The 21,523-nt window shown below is 62.8% G+C and carries 23 protein-coding genes; 16 read left to right on the top strand and 7 right to left on the bottom strand.

The features are described from left to right. Position 1: 1 nt before the first annotated feature. From G5S42_RS35455 to G5S42_RS35445, 3 genes are all read left to right on the top strand, one after another. Entirely contained in the window at positions 2-781 is a 780-nt protein-coding gene (locus G5S42_RS35455) for an SDR family NAD(P)-dependent oxidoreductase (RefSeq protein WP_176111392.1), read from the top strand. Positions 782-802: 21 nt separating this feature from the next. Beyond that, entirely contained in the window at positions 803-1,795 is a 993-nt protein-coding gene (locus tag G5S42_RS35450) for an NAD(P)H-dependent flavin oxidoreductase (RefSeq protein ID WP_176111391.1), read from the top strand. A 132-nt stretch (positions 1,796-1,927) separates the two neighbouring features. Then, positions 1,928-2,608 (top strand): TetR/AcrR family transcriptional regulator, encoded by a 681-nt coding sequence (locus tag G5S42_RS35445; protein ID WP_176111390.1) that lies wholly within the window; start codon positions 1,928-1,930, stop codon positions 2,606-2,608. Positions 2,609-2,628: 20 nt separating this feature from the next. Here G5S42_RS35445 and G5S42_RS35440 read toward each other — a convergent pair whose 3' ends face one another. Further along, positions 2,629-3,516 carry an SDR family NAD(P)-dependent oxidoreductase gene (locus G5S42_RS35440; protein WP_176111389.1) on the bottom strand — a complete coding sequence of 296 codons (888 nt, stop codon included), beginning with the start codon at positions 3,514-3,516 and terminating at the stop codon, positions 2,629-2,631. Positions 3,517-3,696: 180 nt separating this feature from the next. Between G5S42_RS35440 and G5S42_RS35435 the strand changes: the two genes are divergently transcribed. The 3 genes from G5S42_RS35435 to G5S42_RS35425 are packed head-to-tail and all read left to right on the top strand — an operon-like array spanning position 3,697 to position 6,345. Continuing rightward, positions 3,697-4,140 carry a nuclear transport factor 2 family protein gene (locus G5S42_RS35435; protein WP_176111388.1) on the top strand — a complete coding sequence of 148 codons (444 nt, stop codon included), beginning with the start codon at positions 3,697-3,699 and terminating at the stop codon, positions 4,138-4,140. Further along, positions 4,137-5,156, top strand: coding sequence for an SDR family NAD(P)-dependent oxidoreductase (locus G5S42_RS35430; protein ID WP_176111387.1), 1,020 nt, complete (start codon positions 4,137-4,139; stop codon positions 5,154-5,156). The genes G5S42_RS35435 and G5S42_RS35430 overlap by 4 nt, the downstream gene beginning before the upstream one ends. Before the next feature lie 37 nt (positions 5,157-5,193). Further along, positions 5,194-6,345 carry a Gfo/Idh/MocA family protein gene (locus tag G5S42_RS35425; RefSeq protein WP_176111386.1) on the top strand — a complete coding sequence of 384 codons (1,152 nt, stop codon included), beginning with the start codon at positions 5,194-5,196 and terminating at the stop codon, positions 6,343-6,345. A 21-nt stretch (positions 6,346-6,366) separates the two neighbouring features. Here the strand turns inward: G5S42_RS35425 and G5S42_RS45300 are convergent, their stop codons facing one another. From G5S42_RS45300 to G5S42_RS35395, 6 genes are all read right to left on the bottom strand, one after another. Continuing rightward, a complete protein-coding gene (locus G5S42_RS45300) occupies positions 6,367-6,498 on the bottom strand; it encodes a hypothetical protein (protein ID WP_281375144.1) in 132 nt (43 codons plus the stop codon). Between the two features lie 249 nt (positions 6,499-6,747). Then, the gene (locus G5S42_RS35415; protein WP_176111385.1) at positions 6,748-7,524 is read right to left on the bottom strand and encodes an enoyl-CoA hydratase-related protein; all 777 of its coding nucleotides are present in this window, start codon (positions 7,522-7,524) and stop codon (positions 6,748-6,750) included. Positions 7,525-7,567: 43 nt separating this feature from the next. Next, the gene (locus G5S42_RS35410; RefSeq protein ID WP_176111384.1) at positions 7,568-8,332 is read right to left on the bottom strand and encodes a glucose 1-dehydrogenase; all 765 of its coding nucleotides are present in this window, start codon (positions 8,330-8,332) and stop codon (positions 7,568-7,570) included. Positions 8,333-8,370: 38 nt separating this feature from the next. Then, positions 8,371-9,624 (bottom strand): CaiB/BaiF CoA transferase family protein, encoded by a 1,254-nt coding sequence (locus G5S42_RS35405; RefSeq protein ID WP_176111383.1) that lies wholly within the window; start codon positions 9,622-9,624, stop codon positions 8,371-8,373. Between the two features lie 2 nt (positions 9,625-9,626). Next, entirely contained in the window at positions 9,627-10,103 is a 477-nt protein-coding gene (locus G5S42_RS35400) for a MaoC family dehydratase (RefSeq protein ID WP_176111382.1), read from the bottom strand. A 48-nt stretch (positions 10,104-10,151) separates the two neighbouring features. Further along, positions 10,152-11,315, bottom strand: coding sequence for an acyl-CoA dehydrogenase family protein (locus G5S42_RS35395; RefSeq protein WP_176111381.1), 1,164 nt, complete (start codon positions 11,313-11,315; stop codon positions 10,152-10,154). Between the two features lie 385 nt (positions 11,316-11,700). Here G5S42_RS35395 and G5S42_RS35390 point away from each other — a divergent pair, with 385 nt between their 5' ends. From G5S42_RS35390 to G5S42_RS35345, 10 genes are all read left to right on the top strand, one after another. Further along, positions 11,701-12,066 carry a Zn-ribbon domain-containing OB-fold protein gene (locus G5S42_RS35390; protein WP_008917696.1) on the top strand — a complete coding sequence of 122 codons (366 nt, stop codon included), beginning with the start codon at positions 11,701-11,703 and terminating at the stop codon, positions 12,064-12,066. Positions 12,067-12,123: 57 nt separating this feature from the next. Further along, positions 12,124-13,275 carry a thiolase family protein gene (locus tag G5S42_RS35385; protein WP_176111380.1) on the top strand — a complete coding sequence of 384 codons (1,152 nt, stop codon included), beginning with the start codon at positions 12,124-12,126 and terminating at the stop codon, positions 13,273-13,275. A gap of 116 nt (positions 13,276-13,391) precedes the next feature. Next, positions 13,392-14,192: an enoyl-CoA hydratase/isomerase family protein gene (locus G5S42_RS35380; protein WP_176111379.1), complete on the top strand. Its 801-nt coding sequence runs from the start codon at positions 13,392-13,394 to the stop codon at positions 14,190-14,192. A gap of 11 nt (positions 14,193-14,203) precedes the next feature. After that, complete coding sequence (locus G5S42_RS35375) at positions 14,204-15,010, top strand: enoyl-CoA hydratase/isomerase family protein (protein ID WP_176111378.1); 807 nt, start codon at positions 14,204-14,206, stop codon at positions 15,008-15,010. Positions 15,011-15,027: 17 nt separating this feature from the next. Next, positions 15,028-15,837 carry an enoyl-CoA hydratase/isomerase family protein gene (locus tag G5S42_RS35370; protein WP_176111377.1) on the top strand — a complete coding sequence of 270 codons (810 nt, stop codon included), beginning with the start codon at positions 15,028-15,030 and terminating at the stop codon, positions 15,835-15,837. Between the two features lie 44 nt (positions 15,838-15,881). Next, positions 15,882-16,736 (top strand): SDR family oxidoreductase, encoded by an 855-nt coding sequence (locus G5S42_RS35365; protein ID WP_176111376.1) that lies wholly within the window; start codon positions 15,882-15,884, stop codon positions 16,734-16,736. A gap of 3 nt (positions 16,737-16,739) precedes the next feature. Beyond that, on the top strand, positions 16,740-17,882 hold the full coding sequence (locus G5S42_RS35360) for a CaiB/BaiF CoA transferase family protein (protein WP_176111375.1): 1,143 nt from the start codon (positions 16,740-16,742) through the stop codon (positions 17,880-17,882). A 42-nt stretch (positions 17,883-17,924) separates the two neighbouring features. Beyond that, a complete protein-coding gene (locus G5S42_RS35355; protein ID WP_176111374.1) occupies positions 17,925-19,124 on the top strand; it encodes an acyl-CoA dehydrogenase family protein in 1,200 nt (399 codons plus the stop codon). Positions 19,125-19,155: 31 nt separating this feature from the next. After that, positions 19,156-20,310, top strand: a complete 1,155-nt coding sequence (locus G5S42_RS35350; protein WP_176111373.1) for an acyl-CoA dehydrogenase family protein — start codon at positions 19,156-19,158, stop codon at positions 20,308-20,310. Positions 20,311-20,344: 34 nt separating this feature from the next. Continuing rightward, positions 20,345-21,511: an acyl-CoA dehydrogenase family protein gene (locus tag G5S42_RS35345; protein WP_176111372.1), complete on the top strand. Its 1,167-nt coding sequence runs from the start codon at positions 20,345-20,347 to the stop codon at positions 21,509-21,511. Positions 21,512-21,523 lie beyond the last annotated feature (12 nt).

Below are 21,523 nucleotides of genomic sequence, written 5' to 3'. Positions count from 1 at the left end.
AATGCGCTCATCACTATTCGACCTCACCGACAAGGTCGCGATCGTCACCGGATCGAGTCGCGGCATCGGTTACGCCAGCGCCCTCGGCATGGCGGAGCACGGCGCGAAAGTCGTCATTTCCGGCCGGAACGCCGACGCCTGCGAAACTGCCGCGCAAACCATCAATGACAAGATCGGCAGCCGCGTGGCCATGCCGTTCGCGTGCAATATCGGCCGTAAAGCCGAACTGCAAGGACTAGTGGCCACGGCGAACGGCGAGTGGGGCCGAGTCGATATCGTGATGGCCAATGCGGCGATTCATCCTTGGATCGGATCCACCCTGGATCTGCAAGACGAAACGTTCAACAAGTTCATGCAGGTCAACGTTCAGAGCAATATCTGGCTCGCGCAATTGACCGTGCCTGGCATGATCGAGCGTGGCTATGGGCGCTTCATTTCGGTGGCATCGGTGGTCGGACTGTTCGGCGATGCCGCGACGGGAACTTACGGGCTCACCAAAGCCGCCGACATGCAGCTCGTGAGGAACCTCGCGATGGAATTCGCAGCAAAGGGCGTCACCGCCAATTGCATCGCGCCCGGAACGTTCAAGACCGAGATGGCGCGATCGCAATGGGAGGACGAGGCGATGGTCGAATGGTACCGTGGCCGTAATCCATCGCAGCGCTTCGGCGAGGTCGAGGAGATCGCCGGGCTCGCCGTGATGCTCGCTTCGCCTTCGGGCGGTTATATCAACGGCCAGACGATCGCGGTGGATGGCGGCCACACGATTTCGTTTCGCTGACGTGCGGGAGGAAATGGCATCGTGCGCCCCCACACGTTCAGCACGCGAATCACCGATCTGCTCGGTATTCGCCACCCGATTCTTTGCGGCGGTCTCGGGCCGCGCGTATCCGACGCACGGTATGTCGCGGCGGTGGTCAACGCAGGCGGCATGGGCTTCATTGTCGGCGCGGGCTTTCCCGATTCCGACGAATTCCGCAATGAGTTGCGCACCTGCCGTGAGCTCACCGGTGCCAGGAACTTCGGCGTCAATCTGTACATATCGCGGCAAGCGGGTGGCGTGGAGCGGGTCAAGCAACAGATCCGCATTCTGATCGAAGAGAAGGTTGCCTGCGTGGAGACGGCCGGTGCGAGCCCGGAAGCGGTCGTGCCGCTGCTCAAGGAGGCGGGCATCAAGGTTTTGCACAAGGTGCCCGCCGTGCGCTATGCACGTACGGCGGCGCGGATGGGCGTCGACGGCGTGATCGTCGTCGGTAATGAATGCGGCGGCCATCCAGGCGTCTACCAGATCGGCAGCATCGTGCAGGCCGCGCAGGCGCCGCGGGAAATCGGCTTGCCGGTCGTGATCGGCGGCGGCATCGGCACCGGGCGGCAGCTTGCAGGGGTGCTCGCGATGGGCGCCGACGCGGTCCTGATGGGTACTCGCATGATGGTCGCCGAGGAGCTATGGATTCATCCCGAGGTCAAAGCGAAGGTCGTGGCGGGCGACGGCAGCGAAAGCGTCGTGGTCAAGTCTGCGATTCGCGATCACCACCGCGTGCTGCGCAACGAGAGCGCCGAGGCGGTCATGGAACTGGATCGTGCGCAGGTGAGCGAGTTCGAGCGGTTCCGTCCGCACGTGATGGGCGCGCTCGCGCACGAGGCTTACGTGACTGGCGACACACGCAAAGGCATGATCGACTACGGGCACGCCGCGGTCTTTGCTGACGCGGTCCGCAAGGTCGAGGCAATTTTCGATGAGATCATCGACGACGCGGTGGCGGCGTCGAGCCGGTTGAACAGACTGATGACCTAGACGACCAGCGCGGCGACGATAGAGCGAGTAGCAGCGCGTCACGAGGCTCAGGCGGTTGCGACCCCCAGGCTACAATCTGACGCGAAGTGGTTCCAATACCGGCGAACCATACGCATCATCTATCGACAAGTCATGAGCGCAGAGAAAAGGTCGCGAGCCGCGCGTAAGGGGGAGGCTTTACCACGCGCAAAACGGGGTCGCCCATTCAAGGCCGATGCAGAGAGGCGCCAGGACGAACTGCTCGACCATACGCTGGAACAGTTCATGGCCGTCGGCTATCGAGCCGCGACGATGGACGGCATTGCGGCATCGTTTGGCGCGAGCAAGTCTACGATCTACCGGCGCTATGGAAGCAAGGCGGGCCTGCTGCGCGCGGCGATGGAGCGCGGCGTTCCGCTGCTGCTCGATCCGCTCACCAACGTGTCCACCGACGCACGTCGTTCGCCGCGCTCCGTGCTGCGCGACTATGGGGAAATCATCCAGTCCTACCATGCGGACCCGAGCATACGCGCGATGTGGAGGGCGGTAAGCGAGGCGCGAGAAGAACTGAACGAGATGCTCGAAGACGTCGTCGATCAGCAAGACAGGGCGTTGGCTCCGATCGCTGAGTATCTCACTGCGTTGGCACTCAACGGAAAGATCGTGGTCTCCGATCCGCGCGCGGCGGCCGCGTGCTTTGGCGCGCTGACGAGCGGCGGCCTCGCCAGCTTCCTTGGCGAGCCGCTTCGCGATAAAGAGCGGCATGCCGCGCTAGAGCTCGCACTTACGCTGTTCCTCGACGGCATACTGCCGCGCGCAATGGATCGGAAGTAGTCGCGATTTCCGTTACGGCATTAGCCAAACAGTTTGCGCAAGGTGCCGCCCATCGGAACGGGGAGCGTTGCGCCATCGTCGTATGGCCAGCGCAACATGCCGAGGGCGGCCGCGGCGCCTCCATCCACATGCAGCACCTGACCCGTGACCGATTTCGCAAGGTCAGACGCGAGGAACAATACGGCATTCGCCAGATCGTCCGCACTCGGAGGAGCTTGCAACGGGATGTACATCTCGAAGGCCTTCGCCCACCACTCGGGCGGGGCATCGGCGTTGAGCGAGCGCCAGGGTTCGGGAATAGCGGCGGCGTTGCCCGCGCTGGGCGTCGTGTCGGGCGCAATCAGGTTCACGCGGATTCCGAGCGGACCGAGCTCCCAGGCCATTGCCTTCGAGAAGTGGGTCGTTGCGGCCTTCGCGCCAGCGTAGACTGCGAAGCCGCCGGCACTGCGATGCGCTTCGATGGTCGTAAAGTTCACGATCGAGCCGCCACGGCCGCTGCGCTGTAGCAGCGGTACTGCGTGACGCATGGATTCAATCACGTAGCCGAAGTTGCGCTGAATGTCGTCCGCACAATCGCGTTGCGTACGTTCGATGAAGGGCTGCATACGAGTGCCGCCAACCACGTTCACGAGCAGATCGATCGCATCGAAGAAGCCGGCAGTCGCGTCATAGAACTGCGCGAGCTGCTCTGGCTGTGTGGCATCCGCGTGCATGCCGAACACGCGGCGGCCGAGCGCTCGCAATTGCGCCGATGTGTCCGCAATGCCTTCGTCATCGATGTCGCACAAAGCGATATCGACGCCGGCCTCGCCTAGTGCCAGGGCGACCGCCCTTCCAATTCCTGCGGCGCCGCCAATCAACACCGCTCTGCGACCTTCAAGTTCGCCTCTGCGATCCAGAATACCCATTCGCCTTGTCCTTTCGTTTAGTGATGTGCGCGACCGAAGCGTGTCGCGATCTCATGTATTGAATAATGGTACTGGCGGTGCTATTGTTGATCAAGAACATCAAGACAATCAGCGGAACACGCGATAGCGGGTTTCGGTAAAGACTCCGATGCGACCGCGTCGATCAATGGAGGAACCCGAGTGACCGACATCGAAAAGCTCGTTGCAATCGAGGAGATCAAGCAACTCAAAGCGCGTTATTTCCGTTGCATCGACACAAAGAACTGGGACGGATTCAAATCCGTGTTCGCGTCTGATGCCCGGTTCGATATCAGCGATGACGTGCCCGGATGCATTCTCGTCGGCAGGGAAAAAATCGAACAGGCAGTCAGTGTTCCTCTTGCGGAATGCGTGAGTGTTCATCACGGCCATTGTCCGGAAATCGAGATCACTTCGGGCACGACGGCGAGCGGCATCTGGGCGATGGAAGACATGTTGCGCTGGGAAGCGGACTCGGCATATCCGAATCGCACGCTCCACGGCTACGGCCACTATGTCGAGACCTACGAGAAGATCGACGGCCAGTGGCATATCAAGAGCATGAAGCTGCAGCGACTGCGCGTCGATGTCGGAGCGCCGGCATGAACGCGCAGGACGTGTTGGATGCGGATTCGACAATTCGCTTCGACGGCCGCGTTGCGATCGTGACTGGCGCGGGAAGCGGATTGGGCCGCGACTATGCGAAGGCGTTGGCGGCGCGTGGGGCCGCCGTCGTCGTGAACGATCTGGGAACCGATCCGCGCGGCAATGTGCTGTCGGACATCGGTGCCCGGAGCGCGGCTCTGGGTGTCGTCGAAGAAATCGGAACCGCAGGTGGCAAAGCGATCGCCTGCCATGAAAGTTGCGCGACGAGAGCCGGTGGAACTGCAATCGTGGACGCCGCGCTGAACGCATTCGGCAGGGTCGATGTCCTCATTCACAACGCCGGATTTCTACGCAACGCGCCATTTGAGGAACTCACTGACGAGCAGATTCGCTCGATCATGGATGTTCACCTGATGGCCGCATTTTATGTGGGCCAGCCAGCGTGGCGCGCGATGCAGGCCGCGAAATATGGGCGAATCGTCCTCACCAGTTCCGCATCCGCGATGTTTGGTTCCGTGTGGCAAGCCAACTACGGTGCCGCAAAAGCGGGTTTGGTGGGGCTGATGAACAGTATCGGCGCGGAAGGCGAGAAATACGGCATTCAGGTCAACGCGTTGCTCCCGTGCGGCGCCAGCCGGCTCGGTCAGGGCAGCGACGAATGGCCTGCCGATTTCCATGACGGTATGCCGGAAGATTTCGCACTGGTCGCGCCGGGCATCCGCAACGAATTCGTCGTGCCGATGGCGATATGGCTGGCAAGTGAACGGTGCAAGGCCAATCGCGCGCTCTACACGGCAACGGGCGGGCGGTTCGCACGCGTTTTCGTCGGCGAGGCCGATGGGTGGTTGAGCCAGCACGGCCGTCCTCCTACGCCGGAAGACATCGAGCGACATCTGGCCGAAATCGATGACACGACGCACTTCGACCAGCCGCAAAGCGTTTGGGGAGAGTTCGAATCGATCATCAGCGGCTATCGCGCCGAGGCAAAGCGGCGGCTGGAGCCGACAGGCCTTTGACCAACGAGAGGGAGCAACGAGACATGGAGAAACGATCGTGACACGCAGAATCGGCATCATCGGCGCCAACTGGAGCCTGAAAGTGCATGGCAGCGCCTGGCGGCTATTGCCGGATGTGGAGGTGGCGGCAGTCTGTACCGCGCACCGCGAGACCGCCGAAGCAGCGGCGAAAGCCTTCGGCGTGCCGCGCGCCTATTGGGACGTGGCGGATCTCGTCGCCGATCCCACTCTCGACATCATCGATGTCGGCAGCCGGCCTTCGTATCGCTATGACATGGTGATGGCCGCGCTCAACGCGGGCAAGCACGTCTATGACGCGCTGCCGTTCGCGGTCGATACGGAACATGCGCTCGCGCAGAGCGAACTGACCGCGAAAAAAGGGCTGGTCGGTGTGGTCGACGCGCAGTTCCGCTGGGTGCCCGCGGCGATGCACATGCTGAAGCTTGTTTCAGAGGGCTTCCTTGGCGAGCCACTCGGTTTCAATTTTCAGCTCCTTCAGCCATTGCGTAACCACGATGGTTTCATTTATCCCCATGCCTCCTATCCTGGCGGCGGCGTGTCGCCGTACAAGTGGTTAGCCGACTCCACAAGCGGCGGCAGCGCATGGCGCAATTTCGGCAGCCACATGGTCCTGTTTCTGATGCCATTGCTCGGCCGGGTGAAGGCGGCGACCGGGTCGGACACGACGGGCATCAAGCAATGGCGTTTGCCGGACGGTAGCACGTACGCGCCAGACACCGCCGATCTCGGCTGCGGCGTGTTGCGCATGGAAAACGGCGCGTTGGGCACGATCCAGACAAGCTGGGCCGTCGCCGACGGCCCTGGCATTCGTGCCGAATTGTGGGGAACGAAAGGACGTCTGCTCTACGTCGATCCTACGTTCGGCGATGGCATTTCATCGCGTCTTTATGCGGGCAAGCCGGAGCCGTTCGAGTTCGGCACGGCCGCAGGCGAATGGCTCGAAACCCCGGAGCACTATTTCGCCGTGCCGGGAACGGGGTTCTCGAAACAGAATGCTCCGTCGTACATGGTGTCGATGGGCTGGATGTTTCACGACATGCTCGAAGCCATCAAGCACGAGCGCACACCATCGCCGAGCTTCGAAGAGGCTGCCCACGCGCACCGGGTGGTGGAGGCGGTGATCGAGTCCGGCCGCAGCGGACGATGGATCGAGATCGGCGATCGTTGAAGCGGCCAGCGTGGCCCCTCACTACTCGAGCCACGTCCTGATGCCCGCGATGTACTCGGCAATCTGCCCGCGAGCCTGGTTCCTGTCGCGGGCGATGATTGCCCGCGCGATCTCATGCGCATCGGCCAGTTGCAGGACGATGCCGCGGGCCATCCCTGATCGCGCCGTGTTGGCGATACACGCGAACCCGACGTTTGGTTCGCTTGGGGAGAGGTTGCCGAGCGAGGGTGGATTAACCAGGCATGGAACTATCGGTTCTGAGGGCGGGTGCGGACTGCTAAAAAGGAGCCCGGAAACGACAAGCGCTTCCGGGCGCCTCACAATCGATGCATTCGTGCGGACTTTGAAGTGAGGTGGACGGGCGGCGGCTCGCACGCCCGCCGCCCACGCTTCTTCTTTCTCTTACTTCACGTACTTGCGGAACTCCGGCTTGCGCTTTTCGCGGAATGCATTGCCGCCTTCCTTCGATTCATCCGTGTCGTAGTACATCGCGAGCGCTTGCATTGCGAACGCACCGATACCGCGGATATTCTCGGTGTCGATATTGAACGAACGCTTCGCCAGCGCAATAGCGGTGGGACTCATCTGCAGAATCTCGTCACACATCTTCTTCGTTTCGGCGTCGAGCTGTTCGGGCGGCACGACGGCATTGATGAGACCCCAGTCGAGCGCCTGTTTCGCGCTGTATTTGCGGCACAGATACCAGATTTCCCGCGCGCGCTTCTCGCCGACGATGCGCGCGAGGTAGGCGGTACCGAAACCGGGATCGACCGACCCGACCTTCGGTCCGACCTGGCCGAACACCGCGGTCTCGGAAGCGATGGCGAGATCGCAGATCGTCACGAGCACGTTGCCGCCGCCGATTGCGTAGCCGTTCACCCGGGCAATCACGGGCTTCGGAATGTCGCGGATGATGCTTTGCAGTTCCTCGATCGGCAGACCGACGGTGCCGCGCCCGTTGTAGCCGTCGCCGGACTGGTCGCCGCCCGTACAGAATGCCTTGTCGCCGGCACCCGTGAGCACGACGACGCCGATATCCTTGTTCCATCCCGCGAGGCCGAAAGCCTTGATGAGCTCTTCGACGGTGTTGGCGCTGAATGCGTTGTAGACCTTCGGGCGATTGATGGTGATCGTCGCGATCCCATCCGCCTCGTGATAGCTGATGTCCTTGAATTCCATGTCGTAGTCCAATGTTGTTGGTTGTTTGCGGCAGCGGTGCCTTTTAGCCGGCCATCGTCAAACCGCCAGACACGCTGATGACCTGGCCGCTGATGAAGGCGGCGTCGTCACTCGCGAGGAAGGCAACCACGCCCGGGATGTCGCTCGGGTCGCCCATGCGGCCGAACGGTACGGCCTTCACGAGGGCCGCCTTGATGCGCTCGCCTTTCTCGCCTTGCGCGAGGTTGTCGAGAAGAGGGGTCGCGGTGGGACCCGGGCAAACGACGTTGACGGGAATCATCTGGCGAGCCATTTCGCGCGCCATCGTCTTCGTGAATGCGATCAGGCCGCCCTTGCAGAAGGAGTACACCGCTTCCATCGAGGAGCCCACGCGCCCCGCATCCGACGAGATATTGACGACACGGCCGCGGCCGCGCTCGGACATCCGTCGCAGCACGGCATGGTGCATGTTCAGCGGTCCGTACAGGTTGATCGCAACCACCTTGTCCCAAAACGGCTTCTCGGTTTGCAGGAAAAATGCGCCCATGTCCCAGCCGGCGTTGTTCACGAGAACCTCGATCGGTCCCAGTTCTTCTTCGACTCTCGCCACCGCGGCATGCACGCCTTCGTGGTCCGTGATGTCGACGCGGTACGCGCGCGCCTTGCCGCCCGCTGCTTCGATCTCCGCCGCAACACGCGCCGCGCCCTCTTCGTTCAGATCGAACAGCGCGACGGTCGAGCCTTCCTCGCCGAATCGCTTGCTGATGGCTGTTCCGATCCCGCCCGCGGCGCCGGTGACGATGACGACCTTTTCCTTGAGCCCCTTCATTGATTCCCTCCGTGATTTGCGAGGCGCTTTCGCGCCAGTTAATCCTTGCTCAGCGCTTCGGAAACTTCGTCGGCTTTTCCCGTGGCCCGGGCGAGCAGCGAGCTGGCCTCGTCTTCGCTGTAACCCGCTTCGATCAGAACCTGGATGCTGTGCTCGCCGAGATTCGGCGGCAGATAGCGAACGTTGCCGGGCGACTCGGAGAAGTGCACCGGTATCGAGGTCATTACCATGTCGCCTTCGGTTGGGTGCTCGAAACGCTGGAAGAAGCCGGTCTCCTTGATGTACGCGTCGTGCATCAGGTCTTTCAGGTCGCGTACCGGGCCGTGCGGCACGTCGGCGGAGGCGAAGATCGCGTTCCATTCCGCGGTCGTCTTGTTGCGGATCGCGTCGCCGACGATGCGGTACAGCTCGTTGATGTTGCGCATGCGCTCGGTCATGTGACAGAAGCGCGGGTCCTCGAGCAGATGCGCGGCATCGATTGCGCACAGTACGCGGCGCCATTGCTCGTTGTTCACGGCGAGCAGGCAGATATGCCCGTCTTTTGTCGCGTAGGGTCGGCGGTGCGGCGAGAACATGCGCGGATAGCCGAGACCGGTTCCGTCATTGGAGCCCAGCGCACCTTCCCAAAGATGCTCGAACAGATTGAATTGCAGCATCGTTTCGAACATCGGCACATGCACGAGTTGGCCGACACCGGTCCGCTCGCGGTGATAGAGCGCCATGCCGATCGACGACGCCAGCACGTAACCGCAGAACTTGTCGACGATCACGGTGGGGAAGTAGCGCGGCGAGCCGTCCGTGTCGCGGTTCATCGAGGCGATGCCGCTCTCGCCCTGGATCACGTCATCGAAAGCGGGGCGGTCCTTGTAGGGACCGTCGATTCGATAGCCCGCGCCCGACGCATAGACGATGCGCGGATTGCGCGCCCGCACCGTCTCATAGTCGATGCCGAGGCGCTCGGCCGCGCTCGGGCGCATGCTGTGCACGATCACGTCGGCGGTCTCGACGAGCTTGAGCAGCGCTTCGCGGCATTCGGCCAGCTTGAGGTTCAGGATCACGCTCCGCTTGTTGCGGTTCATGATCGTATAGAACACGGCCATGTCGGGATTGCGGCCGGGACCGTTCTTGCGGTTCTGGTCGCCTTCGGGCGGTTCGATCTTGATGACGTCCGCGCCCATGTCGCCGAGCAACTGCGTGGCGACCGGACCGAGCACGTTGATGGTCAGATCGATCACGCGGACACCGGCTAGCGGGCCGGTCGCCTGTTCGAGAGGTTGTTGTGGATTTTCCATGCTCAGGCCTTGTACTCCTTGCCCTTAACGAGCCTGAGCGGCGTGTACACCATCACTTCCGTGCCGTCCTGCTTGACCACGCGGTTGCGGGTGCGCACGAGCCCGAGGCCGGGACGCCCCTTGCTAGGCCGGCATTCGATCACTTCGCATTCGACATGGATCGTGTCGCCCACGTAGGTCGGGCCTTTGATGTCGAGCTCCATGTTCAGGAACGCAAAGCCGACGCCCTGCATGGTGGCCTGCGTGAGTAGCCCTTCCATGAGCGTAAACACCAGCGCTCCCGGCGCGACACGGCCCTTGATGGCGGATTGCTCGCGCAAGAACTCGGTGTTGGTGAACAGGACTTCCAGCATGCCGGTCACCGAAACAAAGTTCACGACATCCGTTTCCGTCACCGTCCGGCCTACGGTCTTGAACTTGCGTCCAACGGGCAGATCCTCCCAGTGAATCCCCAGACCAACCGTTTCGATTTCTACCATTGCCTGTCCTCTGTTGTTGTCGCTCGATTGTTAGATCAGCTGTCGTCGTCAGTTCTTCTTGATGCGGCCGAGCACGTTGTCCGCGACGATGTTGCGCTGAATCTGGTTGGTGCCCTCGATGATCTGCACTACCTTCGCGTCGCGGAAATATCGATTGATCGGGTACTCGTTGGAGATGCCCGCGGCGCCGAAAAGCTGTACGGCGTCGGTCGCGACCTTCATCGCGACATCCGATGCGAACATCTTCGCCATCGCCGCCATGGGGGCGAGTTCACGGCCTCTGACGCCCGCGTCGACGAGCGACGCCGTGCGATAGACGAGTTGGCGCGCAGCCTCGGTCTGGGTGACCATGTCAGCGATCATCCAGCGCACGCCCTGAAAGTTGCTGATGCTCTGACCGAATGCAACGCGGTCCTGAATGAATTTGACGGTGTGATCGATCGCGCCCTGCGCGATGCCTACCGCGCGCGCGGCCACGATGGGGCGGCTGGTGTTGAGCGTCTCCATTGCCACTTTGAACCCCTGGCCGCCTTCGGGGCCGAGACGATCTTCCGTGCGGATGAAAGCGTCGTCGAAATAGAGAGGGCACGACGGGACGCCGCGCGCGCCCATCTTGTCTTCTTCATTGCCGATCGTCAGACCCGGCGTGTTGCGATCGACGATGAATAGATTGATGCCGAGCGGCTGTCCTTCTTCATCGAGCGTCCTGGCGGCGACCAGAATGAAGTCGGCGATATGCGAATTCGTGCACCAGATCTTCGAGCCGTTGAGCACATATCCGCCGTTCTTGCGGCGTGCCGTGGTGCGAATGCCCGAGACGTCGGAGCCGCTTTGCGCTTCGGTAATCGACAGCGCACCGCGCAAGTCACCGGAGGCGAGTCCAGGCAGAAGGCGAGCCTTCTGCTCGTCGGTGCCGCCTTCAAGAATGGCTCCGAACGGTGTCCATTGCACGACCAGCAGATAGCCCGTGTTGTAGCAAACCCGCCCGAATTCCTCGACGGCGATACAGGCCGACATCAAACTGCCGGCGCCGCCATACGCTTCGGGAAACGGCAGCGTGAAGAGGCCCAGTTCCTTGAGCAGAGCGTACATGTCGTGCGGATACTCGGCCGTACGGTCGATCTCGTCGGCGCGTGTCACCACGCGCTCCCTTGCGACGCGGCGGATGAGGTCGCGGATCTGAACCTGGTCGTCTGTTAGTTCGTATGTCACTTCGAGCTCTCTTGCTAGCGGTTTTTCTGGGGCGGCCCCGGATTCGTCACCGGAGAGGGGACACGTCGCCCCCGCCGACCTCTTCCGAATCTCGCCCGGTATCTTCACGTAATTGAACAATGTTCGATAAATTAAACGAATCGCTTGCCGGTCGTCAAGCGCTGAAACCTGCGGCCGCGGGTTTCTCCGAGGTGCGCCAGCAATTCGGTCGGGATGTAGTGGCAGCCTTGCGCGGCGGGGCGTGGCAGGGGTTTCCCGGCGTTGACAGCATCCTTCCAATGCGTTTAAGATTTGGAACAGTGTTCGGTTATGTGTTCCATTTTGACCCGACAGAGTGGCTCGATTCGGCGCGAGCCCATGGCAAAACGATTTGGAGGAGCGGGGAATGGACTCTCTTTGTCCTGAAGTCGATTATCAGAAGTTTCTGGCCGAGGGCCGCTTGATGATCCAGCGTAGCCGCAGCAGCGGTCGCTATGTGTTCTACCCGCGCGTAGCTGAGCCGGTTACCGGGATGCGCGACCTCGAGTGGGTCGAAGCCTGCGGGAAAGGCACGGTTTATTCCACCACCGTGGTGCGCCAGAAATCGCCCACGCCAAGCTACAACGTCGCCGTGATCGATCTGGAAGAAGGTGTGCGCATGCTCAGCTGTGTAGAGGGCATCGAGCCAGAGGCCGTGCGCATTGGTATGCCCGTGCAGGCGAAGATCGTGTACCGGGGAGATGCGGCACTGCTTGTGTTCGAACCAGCCTGACGCCCGCTAACCGCAACCGGCCGTCAAGAGCCGGTCGCACCGATGAAAGGTAGATCGATGGAATTCAACTTGCGCGGGCGTACCGCACTGGTGGCAGGCGCCACCTATGGCATTGGGGAAGCACCTGGCTTGTCGTCGCTGGATCTTGCTGCGCGTGCCTCCGTTGACGCGCTGGCTCAGGTAGGGCTGAGGCCTGGCGATGTCGACGGGCTTTTCGTGTGTACGCCGGACGACATGCTCTCGGGCCTCACGTTTGCCGAATACCTCGGTATTAACCCGAGGTTCACCGACAACAATCGAAGCGGCGGCTCGGCGTTCGAAATTTACGCGCACACCGCGGCCATGGCGTTGTGTACGGGACAGATCGACGTTGCGTTGATCGCATATGGAAGCAATCAGCGCAGCGCGGCCGGCAAGCTGGTGCAATCGTCGCGCCCCTCGCCGTGGGAGAGCCCGTACAAGCCGATGAATCCGGTTTCGTCGTATGCGCTTGCGGCGGCGCGGCATATGCACCAGTACGGCACGAAGCGCGAGCATCTCGCCGAAGTGGCGGTAGCCGCGCGCAAGTGGGCGCAGCTCAATCCGGAAGCGTACATGCGTACGCCGTTGTCGATCGAAGATGTGATGGGCGCACGCCTCGTGTCCGACCCGCTTTCCGTGCGTGATTGCTGCCTCGTGACCGATGGCGCGGCGGCGGTCGTCATGGTGCGCGCCGATCGGGCGCGCGATCTGACCGACAAGCCGGTTTATCTGCTCGGTGCGGCTTCGGCCACCTCGCACCGCGAAATCGCGAACATGCCGGACCTCACGGTGACCGCCGCAGCGGAATCAGGCCGGCGTGCGTATGAGATGGCGGGTGTGAAAGCAGGCGATATCGACGTCGCGATGCTCTACGACGCTTTCACGATCAACACCATTCTGTTTCTCGAAGACCTCGGCTTTTGCGCTAAAGGCGAAGGCGGCCACTTCGTCGCGGCCGGCGGCATCGCGCCGGGCGGCCGGCTCGCGGTGAACACCAACGGCGGCGGTCTGTCCTGCGTTCACCCTGGCATGTATGGGCTCTTTCTGATGGAAGAATCGATGCGGCAATTGACGGGCCGCGCCGGCGAGCGCCAGATCCCCGGCGCGAAGCTGGCGATCGCGCACGGCAACGGCGGCGTGCTGTCGAGCCAGGCCACGGTGATTCTCGGAACACAGGAAACGCTGTAAGACACGCCGCCCGCCAGGGTCACTGTCAACAGCTTTGCATGGGATCGGAGTAAGTTCTTTGCATGGGATCGGAGTAGGCGCTAAAGCGCCAACTCCGATCGACAGGAGACGGACAGATGAGCGAAGAGACCGGCAACGATGCAGCAGAGATCGTACAGGTCCGGCAAGACGGTGCGATCGCGATCGTCACATTGAACTATCCGCAACGGCGCAACGCGTTTTCGTTGAAGATGCGCGAGACCTTGTACGCGCAGCTTTATCGCCTGATGCATCACGAGGAAACTTGCCGTGCGATCGTATTGACCGGCGCGGGCAATACGTTTTGCGCAGGCGGAGACATTTCGGAGATGCAGGCGCGCAAGGTACTCGAATACCGCCAGCGCAATGAACTGCCGCTCGATATTTTCAGACTGATGGTCGAAGGACCGAAAGCGGTTGTCGCCGCCGTCGAGGGGTTTGCGTTCGGCGCCGGCCTCTCGCTCGCCGCCGCTTGCGACTACGTCGTCACGTCGTCGGCCGCGCGATATGCGAGCGCGTTCGTCAAGGTGGGGCTGCTGCCGGATACCGGGCTCTATTGGTCGCTGTCGCAGCGCGTGGGCGGCGGTCTTGCACGCGAACTGATGCTGAGTGCGCGCGAGTTCGATGGCGTCGAAGCAGGCGAGAGCGGTTTTGCGAATCAGATCGTAGAGCCCGGCGAAGCGCTGAACGCCGCATTGAAGGTGGCGCAACAGTACGCGGAACTGCCGTCGGTGGCCACCGCGCACCTGAAGGCCGCGCTCGCGACGGGCATCCGCACGCTCGACGATGCGATCGAAGCCGAAGTCAACCTGCAGCCCATCCTGCGCCGCAGCCGCGAACACCAGGAGGCGGTGAGCGCCTTCATGGAAAAGCGCAAGCCGGTATTCGTGGCCGACTGAGGGAAGGCGATATGAGCGAAAAACAAACGGCAGAAAACGAAGTGACGTCGCTGATCGAGGTGACCCGCGAGGGACCGGTCGCGATCGTGACGCTGAACAATCCCAGGCGCCGCAACGCGATGGGACGCCAGATGCGCCAGTTGCTGCGCGACACCATGCATCGGCTGATGGTCGACGATCCGGATTCGCACGCAATCGTCCTCACGGGCGCGGGCGAGCACTTTTGCGCGGGCGCGGACATCTCCGAGATGACGAAGCGCACGATCCTGCAAAGCCGCGAGATTCTGGCGGAGTCGTGCGTCGTGGTGCGGGAAATGCAGGCTGGACCGAAGCCGGTCGTGGCGGCGGTGGAAGGCGTGGCGTTCGGCGCCGGTCTGTCGCTCGCGGTGGCGACCGACTACGTCGTCGCGGCTTCGACTGCGCGGTTTTGCGCGGCGTTTCTGCGCGTCGGGCTGATTCCGGATACCGGCATTCTGTGGACGCTGCCGAAACGCATCGGCATGGCTCGCGCGCGAGAGATGCTCTCGCTCGCCACCGAGATCGACGGAGACAAGGCCGTAAAGATCCACCTTGCGAACGAAGTCGTCGAGCCGGGTACTGCGCGCGCGAAGGCAATCGAAGTGGCGCGCGGCCTCGCCGAACTGCCGCCGCTCGGCGTGGCGCTGCTCAAGGACGCGCTGACCAACGCCGCGACGACCATGGAAGGCGCGCTGAGAGCCGAGATCGACTTTCAGCCCATCCTGCGTCAGTCGAAAGACCATCGGGCTGCTTGCAAGGCGTTTATGGAAAAGACCACACCGGTCTTCACGGGCGAGTGAGCGCGGGGAGCGATGCGATGACTATCGAGCAGAAAGAAAAGGCTGCGGACGAGATCGTGCAGCTACGCCGCGAAGGCGACGTGACTATCGTCACGATGAACTATCCCGAGCGCCGCAACGCGTTCTCCATGAAGATGCGTCTCGCGCTGACCGAAGTGTTCCAGCGGCTGATGCACGACGACCCGGATACCCGCGCGATCGTGCTGACGGGCGCGGGCGGCCACTTTTGCGCGGGCGGCGACCTGTCCGAAATGCACGCGGCCACGCCACCGCTGCTGGCGCTTCGTGAGCGCATCGCAGTGGGCGTGCGTCTTTTCAAGCTGATCTATACGGGCACGAAACCCGTCGTTGCGGCGGTAGAGGGCACGTGCTACGGGGCGGGGGTGTCACTGGCTGCCGCATGCGATGTCGTGGTAAGCGCCGATACAGCGAAATATTCGTGTGCCTTTAGCAAGGTTGGACTGTTGCCCGATACCGGCATTCTGTGGACGCTGCCGCAAAAGATCGGCGGCGGCAAGGCGCGTGAGCTGATGCTCAGGGGCAATGTGATCGACGCCGCCGAGGCGCGCCGCCTAGGCCTCGTCAGCGAGGTGGCCGCAAGCGGCGGCGTGCTCGATGCGGCAATCGGGACCGCGGCGCGCTTCGCGAGTTATCCGCCAGTGACGCTGGCGCTCCTGAAGGCGAGCCTTGTCAACGCGGGCAATTCGATCGAAGACGCATGCCGCCTCGAAACCGACCTCAATCCGCTGACCCGTCAAACGAGCGACCACACGGAGGCGGTAAAGGCCTTCATGGAAAAACGCAAGCCGGTTTTCACGGGCGCCTGACGCTGCCATTCTCCGTTGCTGTCTCTACTGGAAGTTCAACGCATATGTTTACGCCCGACCTGCTGAAGAACAAACGAATTCTCATCACCGGAGGCGGCACTGGCCTTGGCAAGAGTATCGGCCGACGCTACCTCGAACTGGGCGCCGAACTCGTCATCTGTGGTCGCCGCAAGGAAGTGCTGGACGCGACGGCCGACGAGTTTCGCGGCGTGGTGCCCGGCGCCCGTGTCACGACGGTGCAGGCGGACGTGCGCAGCGCGGAGTCCGTCGAGTCGATGATGGACACGATCTGGCGGGACGGTCCGCTCGACGTGTTGCTGAACAACGCGGCGGCCAACTTCATCGCGCGCACGGAAAGCCTGTCGGCGCGGGCAGTGGATGCGGTGCTCGACATCGTGCTGCACGGCAGCTTCTATTGCACGATCGCGGCGGGCAAGCGCTGGATCGACGCGGGTCACCCGGGCAACGTGATCAGCACGGTATCGACGCCCACGATGACGGGCTCGGCCTTTACCGTGCCGTCCGCCGCGGCGAAGGCGGGTGTTCTGGCGATGACCCGCAGCCTCGCGGTCGAGTGGGGCCCGAAGGGAATTCGTCTGAACGCGGTGGCGCCCGGACTTTTCCCGACGCCGGGCGCATGGGAGCAGTTGTACCCGCCGGGCTCGCAGGTCGAGCCGCAGGAGCGCTCGGTGCCGCTGCGGCGCTTCGGCGATCATACGGAACTTGCCGATCTGTACGCTTATCTAGCGTCGGATGGCTCCGGCTACATCACCGGCGACATGATCGTGATCGACGGCGGCCGCTGGATGCAGGGTGTGGGCGGTCCGACCTTCCGCGCCATGCAGGACTGGACCGACGAGCAATGGGACGCGATGCGCGCCCACGCTCGCAAGGGGTGAACGATGGGGCCGCTTGCAGGAGTTCGAATCGTCGAGCTGGCGGGCATCGGGCCGGGGCCCATGGCGGCGATGCTGCTCGCCGATCTGGGTGCCACGGTGTTGCGCATCGAGCGTCGCCAGCCGGTCAAGCTCGGTATCGAGCGTCCGCTGCGCTACAACCTGTTGCTGCGCAACCGGAAGACGATTGCGCTCGACCTGAAGGACCCGCAGGCCGTCGAGCTCGTGCTCAGTCTGGTGGAGCGCGCCGACGCACTGATAGAAGGTTTCCGGCCGGGCGTGACCGAACGACTCGGGCTGGGCCCGCAGGTCTGCCTCGAACGTAATCCGAAGCTCGCTTACGGACGCATCACCGGGTGGGGCCAGGAAGGTCCGCTCGCGCGGTACGCCGGGCATGACCTGAACTACATCGCGATCACCGGCGTACTCAACGCAATTGGCCGCTGCGACCAGCCACCGTCGATACCGCTGAATCTGATCGGCGACTATGCGGGCGGGTCGCTGTACCTGGCAATGGGACTGCTCTCGGCGATTCTGCATGCGCGCAACGGCGGCGCCGGGCAGGTCGTGGATGCCGCAATCGTCGATGGCACGGCGAACCTCGCCACCACGTTCTTCGGCATGCAGGCCGCCGGCATCTGGCGTGACGGCCGCGGGACGAATGTCACCGACTCGGGATCGCACTTCTACGACGTGTATGAATGCGCGGATGGTAAGTGGATCACGGTCGGCCCTATCGAGGACAAGTTCTATGTCGAACTGCTTCGCCTGCTCGACATCGATCCGCAAACGCTGGGAACGCAGCTCGACGCCAGCAACTGGCCCGCGGCACGCGCGCTGTTCGCGCTCAAGTTCAAGAGCCGCACGCGCGAGCAGTGGTCGACTCTGCTCGAGCATACGGACGCGTGCTTTGCTCCCGTGCTGTCGTGGACCGAGGCACCCGAGCATGCGCATCTGAAGGCGCGCGGCACGTTCATCGAAGTCGACGGCATCGTGCAGCCCGCGCCGGCGCCACGCTTTTCCGCCACCGTGCCCGCGAAGCCGACGCCGCCCGAGGCCCCCGACGCGTCCACGGTCGAGGCCGCGCTGGCCGCATGGCTCGATCCGGGCCGCATCGGCGAGCTGAAAGAAGCGGGAACGCTGGCCTGATCCGCACCGTCAGGCGACCCATCAAGACGAAACGAGACACTCATGGATCTGCGATATACCGACAAAGAGCTGGCGTTCCGCAATGAGGTGAGAGCCTTCTTCAAGGAGGCGCTACCCGCCGACATTCGACGCAAGGCGACCTTGGGGCAGCGTTATTCGGCGGCCGACCTGCGCCGCTGGCAGCGCATTCTGTACGAGCGCGGCTGGGCGACTCCCGCGTGGGACAAGGCGTGGGGCGGGACGGGCTGGAGCGCGGTGCAGCAGTACATCTTCAAGGAAGAGCTGCACATGGCGCCGGCGCCCGAGACGCTGTCGTTCAACGTGAACATGATCGGTCCGGTTTTGATCGCGTTCGGCAGCGAAGAGCAGAAGCGCCATTTCCTTCCTCGCATCGCGAGCCTCGAATACTGGTTCTGCCAGGGGTTTTCCGAGCCCGGCGCCGGTTCGGACCTGGCCGCGCTGCGAACTCAGGCGGTCCGCGACGGCGACCACTACGTAATCAACGGGCAGAAGCTGTGGACTTCGACCGCGCATCACGCCGACTGGATGTTCTGTCTCGTGCGCACCGATTTGAGCGGCAAGAAGCAGCAGGGCATCACGTATCTGCTGATCGACATGAAGACACCTGGCCTGACCGTGCGCCCGATCATCACGATCGACGGCCATCATGAAACCAACGAGGTGTTCTTCGACAACGTGCGCGTGCCGGTTGCGAACCGGATCGGCGAGGAAAACAAGGGCTGGGATTACGCGAAATATCTGCTTGGCAACGAGCGCAGCGGCATCGCGCGCGTGGGCGTTTCGAAGATGCGCGTGCGTCATGCGAAGGATCTTGCGAAGCGCGTGCCCTGCGGCGACGGCGTGCTGTGGGACGACCCGCGTTTTCGCGAACGTGTCGCGGCCGTCGAGGTGGAGCTGAAGGCCCTGGAAATGACGCAGATGCGCGTGATCGCCGAAAGCAGCGCGCAGGACAGCCACGTGCCCGACCCGAAGACTTCGATTCTGAAGATCAAGGGTTCGGAACTGCAGCAACTCGCGGCTGAATTGCTCCTCGAGGTCGCAGGGCCGGACGCCTTACCGCTCGATCTCGACTTCCTGCGCGGGCTTGGCGATCCGGTTCGGGAACCCGAATGGGGGCTCACGATCGCGCCGAATCACTACTTCGCGCGCCACGTCTCGATCGTGGGCGGCTCCAACGAGATTCAGAAGAACATTCTCGCCAAGTCCGTACTCGGACTTTGAGCGACCGGCGAACTGCGGAGAAGCATCAGATATGGACTTTGATTTCACCGATGAGCAACGCATGCTCAAGGACAGCGTCGAGCGGCTCGTCAAGGACGAGTACGGCTTCGAGCAGCGCGCGAAGTATCTCGCTGAGCCTGACGGTTTCAGCCGGGAGCTCTGGGCGCGTTACGCCGACATGGGTCTGCTGGGCCTTTCGTTCGACGAGGAATACGGCGGCAGTAACTGCGGCCCGGTCGAAACGATGATCGTGATGGAGGCGTTGGGCCGTGGGCTCGCAGTCGAACCGTATCTTGCGACGGTCGTGCTGGGCGGCGGCTTCGTGCGCCTCGGCGGCAACGCGGCGCAACGTGCGGCGATTCTGCCGCAGATTGCGCAGGGTGAGCTGCAGATGGCGTTCGCCCACAGCGAGGCGCAGTCGCGCTACGACCTTGCGGACGTTGCGACCACCGCACGGCGCGACGCCGACGGCTGGGTGCTCGACGGCGCCAAGCGCGTGGTGCTGCACGGCGGCAGCGCCGATCTTCTGGTGGTGTCGGCGCGCGTGTCGGGCGGCAGACGCGCGCGCGACGGCATCGGTCTGTTCGTGGTCAGGGGCGACGCGGCGGGCGTGACGCGCCACTCGTATCCGACGCAAGACCGGTTGCGTGCGGCAGACATCGAATTTTCCGGCGTGCGCGTTGTGGAGAGCGACGTGGTGGGCGTGGCGGGCGCCGCGTTGCCGCTGATCGTAACGGTCGTTGCGCACGCCATCGCGGCGGTGAGCGCGGAAGCCGTGGGCGCAATGGCCGCCGCGCACGAAGAAACGGTCGAGTATCTGAAGGTCCGCAAGCAGTTTGGCGTGCCTATCGGATCGTTTCAGGCGCTCCAGCATCGCGCGGTCGACATGCTCGTCATGGTGGAGCAGGCGCGCAGCATGGCGCTGTTCGCGACCATGATGAGCGAGGAGCCGGATGCGGCCGAACGCGATCGCAGTATGTCCGCGGCGAAAGTGCAGATCGGACGCTCGGGCCGTTTCGTCGGTCAGCAAGGCGTGCAACTTCACGGCGGCATCGGGATGACCGAAGAGTGCAAGATCGGCCACTACCTGAGACGCCTGAGCGTGATCGATATCCAGTTCGGTTCGACCGAACATCATCTGACCCAGCTCGCCAATGCCGGCGGGCTGATCGATGCAGCAGCGTGAGCCGCGCGTCCAGCCAAGCAAACGGAATCCATTCATGAGCCGAATTTCCAAACCCGATCAATATCAGGAACTGCGCGACGCGTTGCGTGACCTCTCGAAGGAGTACCCGGACGAGTACTGGCGCCGTATCGATCATGAGCGCGTCTATCCGGAGGCTTTCGTCGACGCACTGACGAAGGCCGGCTGGATGGCTGCGCTGATTCCCCAGGAGTATGGCGGTTCCGGCCTCGGGTTGACCGAGGCGTCCGTGATCATGGAGGAGATCAACCGCAACGGCGGCAACTCCGGGTTCTGCCACGGCCAGATGTACAACATGAATACGCTGCTGCGTAATGGCTCGGAAGCGCAAAAGCGCAAATACCTGCCGAAGATCGCGAGCGGAGAGTTGCGTCTGCAATCGATGGCCGTGACCGAGCCGACCACCGGAACGGACACGACAAAGCTGAAGACCAACGCTGTAAAAAAAGACGGCCGTTACGTGGTCAACGGCCAGAAGGTGTGGATATCACGCGTGCAGCACTCGGACATGATGATCCTGCTCGCGCGCACCACGCCGCTGTCGGACGTGAAGAAGAAGTCGGATGGGCTGTCGTGCTTCCTCGTGGACCTGCATCAGGCGATCGGCAATGGCCTGACCGTGCGACCGATTCCGAACATGGTCAACCACGAGACGAACGAACTGTTCTTCGATAATCTGGAAATCTCTGAAGAGAACCTGATCGGCGAGGAAGGCAAAGGTTTCAAGTACATCCTCGACGGACTCAACGCCGAGCGCGCATTGATCGCCGCCGAGTGTATCGGCGACGGCTACTGGTTCGTCGATCGCGCATCGAAGTACGCGAGCGAGCGCATCGTGTTCGACCGGCCGATCGGCATGAATCAGGGTATTCAGTTTCCGATTGCCGAGTCATACATCGACGTGCGCGCGGCCGACCTCATGCGCTACAAGGCCTGCGAGCTGTTCGACAATCATCAGCCGTGCGGCGCGGAAGCGAACATGGCGAAGCATCTCGCGGCCACGGCTTCGTGGAAGGCCGCCAATGCCTGTCTGCAGACCCATGGCGGTTTCGGGTTCGCCTGCGAATACGACGTCGAACGCAAGTTCCGCGAAACGCGTCTCTATCAGGTCGCGCCGATTTCGACGAACCTGATTCTGTCCTACGTCGCCGAGCACGTGCTCGACCTGCCGCGTTCATTCTGAGCTTTGGAGGGA

Origin of the sequence: Paraburkholderia youngii (assembly GCF_013366925.1) — a bacterium.
Lineage (GTDB): Bacteria > Pseudomonadota > Gammaproteobacteria > Burkholderiales > Burkholderiaceae > Paraburkholderia > Paraburkholderia youngii.
This window is presented reverse-complemented; position numbering and strand designations above follow the sequence as displayed.

Coding starts and splice junctions, on each gene's coding strand:
- G5S42_RS35445 (WP_176111390.1), top strand. CDS start 1,928: ATGAGCGCAGAGAAAAGGTCGCGAGCCGCGCGTAAGGGGGAGGCTTTA.
- G5S42_RS35390 (WP_008917696.1), top strand. CDS start 11,701: ATGGACTCTCTTTGTCCTGAAGTCGATTATCAGAAGTTTCTGGCCGAG.
- G5S42_RS35440 (WP_176111389.1), bottom strand. CDS start 3,516: ATGGGTATTCTGGATCGCAGAGGCGAACTTGAAGGTCGCAGAGCGGTG.
- G5S42_RS35410 (WP_176111384.1), bottom strand. CDS start 8,332: ATGAAGGGGCTCAAGGAAAAGGTCGTCATCGTCACCGGCGCCGCGGGC.
- G5S42_RS35405 (WP_176111383.1), bottom strand. CDS start 9,624: ATGGAAAATCCACAACAACCTCTCGAACAGGCGACCGGCCCGCTAGCC.
- G5S42_RS35380 (WP_176111379.1), top strand. CDS start 13,392: ATGAGCGAAGAGACCGGCAACGATGCAGCAGAGATCGTACAGGTCCGG.
- G5S42_RS35345 (WP_176111372.1), top strand. CDS start 20,345: ATGAGCCGAATTTCCAAACCCGATCAATATCAGGAACTGCGCGACGCG.
- G5S42_RS35375 (WP_176111378.1), top strand. CDS start 14,204: ATGAGCGAAAAACAAACGGCAGAAAACGAAGTGACGTCGCTGATCGAG.
- G5S42_RS35415 (WP_176111385.1), bottom strand. CDS start 7,524: ATGGAATTCAAGGACATCAGCTATCACGAGGCGGATGGGATCGCGACG.
- G5S42_RS35365 (WP_176111376.1), top strand. CDS start 15,882: ATGTTTACGCCCGACCTGCTGAAGAACAAACGAATTCTCATCACCGGA.
- G5S42_RS35370 (WP_176111377.1), top strand. CDS start 15,028: ATGACTATCGAGCAGAAAGAAAAGGCTGCGGACGAGATCGTGCAGCTA.
- G5S42_RS45300 (WP_281375144.1), bottom strand. CDS start 6,498: ATGGCCCGCGGCATCGTCCTGCAACTGGCCGATGCGCATGAGATCGCG.
- G5S42_RS35400 (WP_176111382.1), bottom strand. CDS start 10,103: ATGGTAGAAATCGAAACGGTTGGTCTGGGGATTCACTGGGAGGATCTG.
- G5S42_RS35355 (WP_176111374.1), top strand. CDS start 17,925: ATGGATCTGCGATATACCGACAAAGAGCTGGCGTTCCGCAATGAGGTG.
- G5S42_RS35360 (WP_176111375.1), top strand. CDS start 16,740: ATGGGGCCGCTTGCAGGAGTTCGAATCGTCGAGCTGGCGGGCATCGGG.
- G5S42_RS35385 (WP_176111380.1), top strand. CDS start 12,124: ATGGAATTCAACTTGCGCGGGCGTACCGCACTGGTGGCAGGCGCCACC.
- G5S42_RS35350 (WP_176111373.1), top strand. CDS start 19,156: ATGGACTTTGATTTCACCGATGAGCAACGCATGCTCAAGGACAGCGTC.
- G5S42_RS35455 (WP_176111392.1), top strand. CDS start 2: ATGCGCTCATCACTATTCGACCTCACCGACAAGGTCGCGATCGTCACC.
- G5S42_RS35430 (WP_176111387.1), top strand. CDS start 4,137: ATGAACGCGCAGGACGTGTTGGATGCGGATTCGACAATTCGCTTCGAC.